The sequence below is a fragment of the Streptomyces ipomoeae 91-03 genome (genome assembly GCF_000317595.1).
In the GTDB taxonomy this organism is placed as follows: Bacteria; Actinomycetota; Actinomycetes; order Streptomycetales; family Streptomycetaceae; genus Streptomyces; species Streptomyces ipomoeae.
The window spans coordinates 21,361-29,068 of record NZ_AEJC01000403.1 but is presented as its reverse complement, the minus strand read 5'-3'; the positions used below and the strand labels follow the sequence as shown (position 1 = coordinate 29,068).

General features: G+C 73.0%; 4 protein-coding genes and 1 pseudogene. All 5 read right to left on the bottom strand.

The genetic code is table 11. The features are described from left to right. A pseudogene (locus STRIP9103_RS47100) lies at positions 1-706 on the bottom strand (FHA domain-containing protein); the annotation flags it as partial. A gap of 173 nt (positions 707-879) precedes the next feature. Then, positions 880-2,226, bottom strand: a complete 1,347-nt coding sequence (locus tag STRIP9103_RS26610; RefSeq protein ID WP_009323646.1) for a vWA domain-containing protein — start codon at positions 2,224-2,226, stop codon at positions 880-882. A gap of 142 nt (positions 2,227-2,368) precedes the next feature. Further along, positions 2,369-3,685 carry a PP2C family serine/threonine-protein phosphatase gene (locus STRIP9103_RS26605; protein ID WP_048821027.1) on the bottom strand — a complete coding sequence of 439 codons (1,317 nt, stop codon included), beginning with the start codon at positions 3,683-3,685 and terminating at the stop codon, positions 2,369-2,371. A gap of 3 nt (positions 3,686-3,688) precedes the next feature. Then, complete coding sequence (locus STRIP9103_RS26600) at positions 3,689-6,340, bottom strand: serine/threonine-protein kinase (RefSeq protein ID WP_009323643.1); 2,652 nt, start codon at positions 6,338-6,340, stop codon at positions 3,689-3,691. Next, positions 6,337-7,662, bottom strand: a complete 1,326-nt coding sequence (locus STRIP9103_RS26595) for a hypothetical protein (protein WP_009323650.1) — start codon at positions 7,660-7,662, stop codon at positions 6,337-6,339. Before STRIP9103_RS26595 ends, STRIP9103_RS26600 begins: the two co-directional genes overlap by 4 nt. Positions 7,663-7,708 lie beyond the last annotated feature (46 nt).

The window sequence follows — 7,708 nt, the reverse complement described above, 5'->3', positions numbered from 1 at the left end:
CTGGGAAGCCGTCGCGTCCGCCGGGGCCGCCCCCCGGGCCGCCAGGGCCACCCGGAGCTGGGAAGCCGTCACGTCCACTGGGGCCACCCGGGCCCGGGAAGCCGTCACGCCCGTCGCGGCCACCGGGACCGCCGGGCGCACCCGGACGGCCCGGCCCGCCGGAGCCTCCCGGTCCCGACGGTTCGCCGCCGAACGGCGGGCCCGGGGGGATCGGCTCGGCGGGGCGGTTCATCTGGGACGGGCGGGAGCTCTGGTAGTCGTACCCGTCACCGCCGCCGTAGGAGGGCGGGGGCGGCTGCTGGAAGCGGAGCGCGGGGTTCCCACCGGGACCGGCGCCGGGACCAGGGCCGCCGGGGCCGGGACCGCCGGGGCCGGGGGGAGGCGTCGACGGGCGCGGCGCGGCCGGGGTGTAGGTCGTCGGGGGGTGGGTCAGGAAGTTCCACCGGCACTCCTCGCAGAAGGGCGCGCCGCCCTCGCGGGGCGTGCGGCACTGCGGGCAGAGCTCCGGCTCGGCGGCGAGGTGCGGGCGTCCGCCGGGGCCGCCCGCGCCGGGCGGCGGGGGCGGCGAGCCGGGCGGCGGGTAGCCGTAACCGGCGCCCGGGGGCGGTGGTGGAGGCGGCGGGGGTACGGCACCGGCCATACGGTGACCGCAGACCTCGCACCAGTCGTCGGAACCCGACTGGTGTCCGTTCGGGCAGGTCGGCATGTCGGCGCTTCCCCCTCTCCTTTCCGGCCTCTCGGCCGGGTTCTGTGGCCGCGACGGCCGGTGTGGCCGGTTCTGTCCGGATCCCCTGTGGGGGAGCCGGGCTGACGTGCAGCGGTACGTTCCGGTTGATACGGGTATTACTCGTATTACTGGGTGCTACTGGTTGTTTCTCGTTACTTCTTTACACGAACAGTCTTTGTGGACCGAGTCTCGAGAGTCATCTCGTCGGCCTCCGTGACCTTCGCCTTCAGTCGCACAGTACCTGTCGCCGCGTCGACCACGTCCACCACCTTCGCAAGCAGTTTCGCAGTATCCGCGTTCCCCGACGCGCTGGCGAGCTGAACGGCCCGCCCCAGCTTGGCCGTTGCCCCGTCGATATCGCCCGCTTTTCGGGCATCCAGCCCTTGTCGGATGACTTGCGCCAGTTCGGCCTGGCCTGTGTAGTGCGCGACCTGGGGGTTGATCGAGGTCGAGGCCACCATGTCGTCGGTCCAGACGGCCTTCACGAGGCCCTGGGCGCCGAGGTTCTGGGCGGAGCCGTCGGGCTGGGGGATGACCAGGGAGACGCGGGCGGCGAGCATCTCCTGGCCGAGCGAGGCGGGCGGGACCTCTACGCACACGTGGTAGTCACGGGACTCGTCTCCCCACGAGCCGGTCGGGTAGTCACCGGCGCGCGGGCCCGCCTCGGTGCGACGGTCGGTCAGGTCCTCGACCGTGGGGGCCACTTGCTTCACGAACTTGATCTGGGTGCCGACCGGGGTCCACAGCCGCAGGGCGACGTCGGCGACCTCCTTGCCCATGGTCGCCTCCATCATCTGTGTGAAGTCGGCGGACAGGGCGGCCGGGTCGGCGACGATGTCGGCGGTGCCGAGCAGCGCGGAGGCGATCCCGGTGACCTCCTTGACCTCCCAGTCGGTGCCCACGCCACGCGCGTCACACGTGAACCGGCCGGCGCAGGCGTCCAGCGCGGCCTTCAGGTCCTCCGGCGACTCGTGTTCGTTGCGGCCGTCGGTGAGGAGGATGCCGTGGCGTATCGCGACATCGGCGGAGGCGAGCAGGCGGTCGGCGAGCTTCAGCCAGGTGCCGATCGCGGTGCCGCCGCCCGCGCTGAGCTTGCGCAGCGCCTGTTTGGCCTGGTCCCGGGTGGTGGCGTCGGCGATGGCGAGCCGGCCGCCGCCGGGGTAGACCTCCCGGGCCACATGGGTGCCGTCGATCACCGCGAAGTGAACTCCGTCACGCAAGGTGTCGATCGCGGCGGCCGTGGCGTCCCGGGCGTTGCGCATCTTGGTCGGCGGGTAGTCCATCGATCCCGAGCAGTCGACCATGATCGCCACGGCGGCGGAGGGGCCCTGGCCGGGCGAGTAGAGGTGCGGCGCGGTGACCGCGCTGCCGATGGTGCCGCCGCCGGTCGCGGAGACCGTCACGATGGCGTTGACCTCGCGGCCGCCCTCCGGCAGGTACTCGTTCTGGTACACGTCCATCGAGAACTGCGGCACGTTCGACTTCGAGAAATTGGCCATGCCTACTTTGATCCCCCTAGCGGCCCCACAGCACGTGGGGTGATGACTGTGCGTGCCCGTAACCGGACCGGTCCCCTCCGGTCCGTCGGCCGTTCCCGTCCGGCCGCCGGGGCGCCCGCGAACACACCGCCCGCGAGCACCCTCAGGCCGATCCTGCCCCCTGTGGCAGGGCCGGGAACGGCAGGACGGCCACTGTTACGTTGTCGTGGCCACCACCGTCGAGGGCCCGGCCCACCAGGACCTGGGCGCAGTGCAGTGGACGCGCGGACGCGTCGAGGGGCACGGCCTCGGCCATCTCCTCCGCCGCCTCCGCGTAGTTCCACAGCCCGTCGGTGCACACCACCACTACACCCGGCCGGTCCGGTTTGAAGGAAGCGGTGTGCGGCTCCAGTTCATACGCGTCCGCGCCGAGCCAGCCGGTGATCGCGTGGGCGCGTTCGTCGGCGTACGCCTCGGCTTCGTTCATCAGTCCCGCGGCCACCATCTGTGCCGCCCAGGAGTCGTCCTCGGTCAGCCGGGCCGCAGGGGCGCTGCGGTCGACCGGGACCCAGTAGGCGCGGCTGTCGCCGACCCAGCCGACGACGAGCAGGCTGGGGGTGATGACGGAGCCGACGATGGTGCACGCCGGCGCGTTCTGGTGCGGGGCGTGCTCCGCCGCCGTCTGCGGGTCCTCGGCGAGGGCGTTGACGGCGTTGGAGGCGGCGACGATCGCGTCGTGCATGGCCTGCTGCGGGTGGGTGCCGCGCGGCAGGGACTCGAGCAGCGTCTCGTTGGCCGCGCGGGCGGCGGCGAGGGAGGCGTCGTCGGGGCGGGTCGCGGACGACACGCCGTCGCAGACGATCGCGACGACCGCGGGCGAGCCGTCGGGCAGCGCGGTGGAGGAGATGGCGAAGGAGTCCTCGTTGCGGTGGTGGCGCAGCCCTCGGTCGCTGACCGCGGCGACGGCGCCCAACTCCTGCTCCATGTGGTCGCGCTCCCGCGGCTGGGCGTGTCCGCAGTTCTCGCAGTAGCCGTCTCGGTCGACGTATCCCGCGCGGCAGGCCACGCACAGCTTCATGCCGGGCGGCGGGGTGGCCGGCTCGGCGGTGCGCGGGTCCGGCGGCAGGGGCGCGGCGAGCGGGTAGTCGTCGGGCTCGCGGCGCCGGTCGAACCGTACGCCCCGCCCGGGGCCCGGCAGTTCGCCGCCGCCCGACTCGGTGCCCTGGATGTCGGTGGGCCGGACCACCGGCGGGGGTGTCCCCGCGCTCGGCTCGGAGGCGACGGGCCAGGACATGGGCGCGGCCTCGGGCGGGGTGTCACCCGCCGTCCCGTTCATCGTGAGGGTCGGGTGGTCCTCCGGCGGCGCGGGCACCGTGGAGAGATCGTGTCCGCACGCGCCGCAGAAGCGGTCGTCCGAAGCGAGCGGCCACTCGCAGATCGGGCACTTCGTCAGCGCGGTCGGCTGGGGCATCTGCGACATGAACTACACCCACGTCCGGGGGCGGTAACGGTTGGCACGTTCCACCAGGTCGATCCTCTCCTCGCCGCTTTGCGCGAGCCGGGCCAGCGTGCGGTACGAGCGCTCGAGGCCGAAGCGGAGGCCACGCTCGTCCAGCGCGCTGCCGAGCAGCACTCGCCCGCCGCCGGTCGGGGGCGCGGCTCCCTGGCCACCGGAGAGTACCCAGTCCAGGGCGCAGCCAAGGACCTCTGTGGACAACTGCTCACGGCGCACCGCGTCCAGACCGTACCCGCCGAGGGCCTCCACCTGGCCCGCGGCGGCGGTCAGGTCGTCGAGGAACGGCGTGTCCGGCGCGGCCCCGGACGGCCCGGCCCCGGCCCCGAGTGTCGCCTCCGTACGGTGCCGCAACCGGGCCCGTACGGCCGCGACCCGGGCCGCGGTGTAGTGGATGGACGCCTCCGGCACGGACTCCAGGGTGCGTACGGCGTTCTGCCGGTCCCCGGCGGTCAGCCGCACCCGGGCGAGCCCGAACGCGGCGCTGACGAAGCTGGGGTCGGTCGTCCACACCAGCCGGTAGTACTCGGCGGCGTTGTCCAGCTGCCCGAGCACCTCGGCGCACAGGCCGAGGGCCAGCTTGGGGGCCGGCTCGCCCGGGAAGGCGTCGTAGATCGCGTCGAAGGACAGCGCGGCGTTCTCGTGGTCGCCGGTGGCGAGCGCGGCCACGCCCCGGTACCAGACCACCCGCCAGTCGTCGGGGTGGTCCCGCTCCAGGGCGTTCAGCGTGCTGAGCGCGATGTCGAACTCGCCCATCTCCAGCCGGGCCCGCAACTCCCGCAGCCGCAGCTCCAGCGAGCCGGTGGGCGCCGCGTGCAGGGCCGCGATCAGCTCGGTCGGCGCGGAGGCGATGAGCCCCGCCAGGAACCCGGCGTTCGGGTCGCCCGGGTCCACACGCGGGATCGGCAGCGCGAGGGCCGCGGCGGCGGTGTCGAGGGGCTTGGTGAGCCGAGCGGCCGAGGACACGGCCTCGCCGCCGGTCAGCGGGGCGGGCGTACCGGCGGCCGATCCGGAAAGCGAGGCTCCGTTCCCGGCGGCCGATCCGGAAGGTGAACCTCCGCTCCCCGCAGCCGCCTTGCCCCGTCGCGGCCCCCGTCCCACCGGAACCACCCGTGTCCCCAGCCGGGACACATCCCCGTCCAGCTCGGTGAACAACTCCGTGTCCATGACCCTCAGTTCGGGCCCGAAGAGCGTCGACAGCGCGGGCCGCGCCCGGCCCGTCTGGAGTGAGACGACCTCCCGCAGGACGCCCGTCAGCTGCTCGGACATCTCCTGGGCCGAGGCGAAGCGGCGGGCCGGGTCGGGGTCCGTGGCCCTCACCAACAGCCGGTAGAAGGACTCGTACTGGCGGAAGACCTCGATGTTGTCCGGGTCGGGCAGGGAGTCCACGAAGACGTTCGTGTAGCCCTGGAAGTCGAAGGTGAGGACGGCGAGCGTACGGGCGACCGTGTAGAGGTCGGAGGCCACCGACGGTCCCACGTCGGCGACTTCGGGGGCCTGGTAGCCCACCGTGCCGTAGATGGCCGACTCCTCGTCGTCCATCCTGCGCACCGCGCCCATGTCGATCAGCTTGAGCTGGTCCTCGGTCTGGATGGCGTTGTCGACCTTGAAGTCGCAGTACAGCAGGTTGCGGCTGTGCAGATGCCCGAGCGCTTCCAGCGCCTCGATGCCGTACGCGCACGCCTGCTCGACCGGCAGCGGATCGCGGCGACCGTCCGGTGTGCGGCGGCCGTTGGCGATCTCCTTGAGGGACTTGCCTCCGACGTACTCCATGACGATGTACCCGTCCAGCGAGCCGGTGCGCTGGTCGAGGTGTTCGACGAAGTTGTAGATGCGGACGATGTTGTTGTGCTCGATCTCGGCGAGGAAGCGGCGCTCGGAGATCGCGGCGGCCATCGCGTCCTGGTCACCGGTGTCGAGAAGGCCCTTCAGCACGACCCAGCGGTCCGACACCGCCCGGTCTATGGCCAGGTAGATCCAGCCCAGACCGCCGTGCGCGAGACAGCCCACGACCTCGTACTGGCCGCGCACGATGTCGCCCGCGTGCAGCTTCGGCACGAAGGAGTACGGGTGGCCGCACTTGGTGCAGAAGCCCTCCGTGCGCCCCGGCCGGTCGCCGCGCGCCCGCCCCACCGGCGCCCCGCAGTCGGAGCGCGAGCAGAACCGCTTGCGCTCGGGCACCTCGGCGGTCTCCAGGACCATCGAACGCGGATCCGGGCGCGGTACGTCCGGCACCTGCACGAGACCGACGCCGAGCCGGGCGCGGCCCGACGTACCGGCGGTCTTGCCGGAGCTGCGGACCGACACCGAGCGGCCCGTCGACTTGCCGGACAGGGCGCGCGAGAGACGGCCGGAGACCGAGCGCCGGGACTGCGCGGAGCGCGACGACGGCCGGGAGGCGCGCGAGCTGCTGCTGGAACCGGAGCCGCGCGAGCCCCTGCCCCCGGTGATGCCGGTGGGCGGGGAGGAGACCATGCCGCTGGCCGAGACGACCGGCGCCAGACCACATGTGTCGCAGTACAGCTCACCGCCGCCCACGTCCTCGTACGACCCCGAGCAACCGGGCCGCTGACAGGACTGCTGCTGACCCTGCTCGCCCGTCTGTTCGCCTGTCTGACTCACGATTCCTCCCCCCTCCGATCCTGGGGTTCACGCCGGGCCGGCACCGACTGGCCCAGCAGTTCGGCCGCCGCCTGCTGGTAGCGCAGCACTGCCTGCTCGGCGACGCGCAGGTCGCAGGGGGCGCTCCACAGCATGCGGCGCGCCACGTCGTAGCGCTCCACCAGCAGCGAGTCCTCCGCGAAGCCGTGCCGGGCGACCTTCGCCTTGTACGCGTCCAGCCGGCCGCGCAGTTCGGCGCGGACCGCCAGCGGCGCGGTGACCGCCGTCAACGACTCCCGGGCGCGCAGCAGTTCGTCGTCCGCCTTCTGCTCCAGGGAGTCCAGGAGCGGCGACAGCCGGTGCCACTGGGCGTGTCGGCGGTACTCGGCGGCCAGCGCCAACTGCTCCTGGAGCACCGTCGGCGGACCGGAGACCACGGGCACCTCCGTCGCGGCGATCTTCGCCAGCACCTCACCGCGGGCGCTGCGCGCCTCGGCGAGCGTACGGTCCGCGCGGCTGAGCACGTCCCGCAGCTTCAGCAGCCGTGCCTCCGCGTCCTGCCGGACCGTCAGCACCGCCTCGATCTCCCGTCGTACGTCGTCCAGGGCGCGCGCCTCACGGTCGTACGCCGAGGTGTCCGGTCGGCCGCCGCCGGGCGCCGAACTGCCCTGCGCGGGGGTCCAGAAGGCCAGCGGGTCGGAGATGACCTGCTCGCGGAGCCTGGTGAGCGTGCGGGTGATCCGCTCCAGGTCGTCGCCCGCCGGGTGCTCGCCGGGCCGTACGCCCACGGAGTGCGCGAGTTGGCGGGTGCGCTGGAGCTCGGCGGCCAGTAAATCGATGCGGGCGGGCAGCGCGGACCACACCGCGTCGGCGGCCACGACCATGTCCAGCGAGGACGCGTACAGGTCGTTCATCCGGTCCACGAGCGCGGCCAGCGAGAACTGCTCGCTGAGCCGGCCGGCGCTCTGCAGCGTCGGCGCGTTCGCCATGGCCGTGGCGGAGCCGGCGACCGTGACGGCCTGGCCGCGCAGCAGTTCGGTCAGCTCCACCAGGTCCTCACGGCTGGACCAGCGGCGGCGCGAACGGATCTCCCGGGCGTTGTGCAGGGCGTCCGTGTAGGCGTCGAAGTACGCCCACAGCAGCGTGATCGACGCCTCCGTGGACTCCCAGCGCTCCTTGGTGACGCCGGTCAGCTCGGCGCCTTCGAGGAGTCTGCGGCCCGCGTGGTCCTGCAGGGCGAGCAGCGAGGTCTCGATGGCCTCGTGCTCCGCGCCGAGCCGCGCAAGCGCACGGTCCACCTCGTCCCGGTCCATCACCGGCCCGGTGGATCCCGCGACGCCCATCGATCACCTCTCGCTGCTGTCGGTGTCGGTCAGTTGAAGGTCGGTC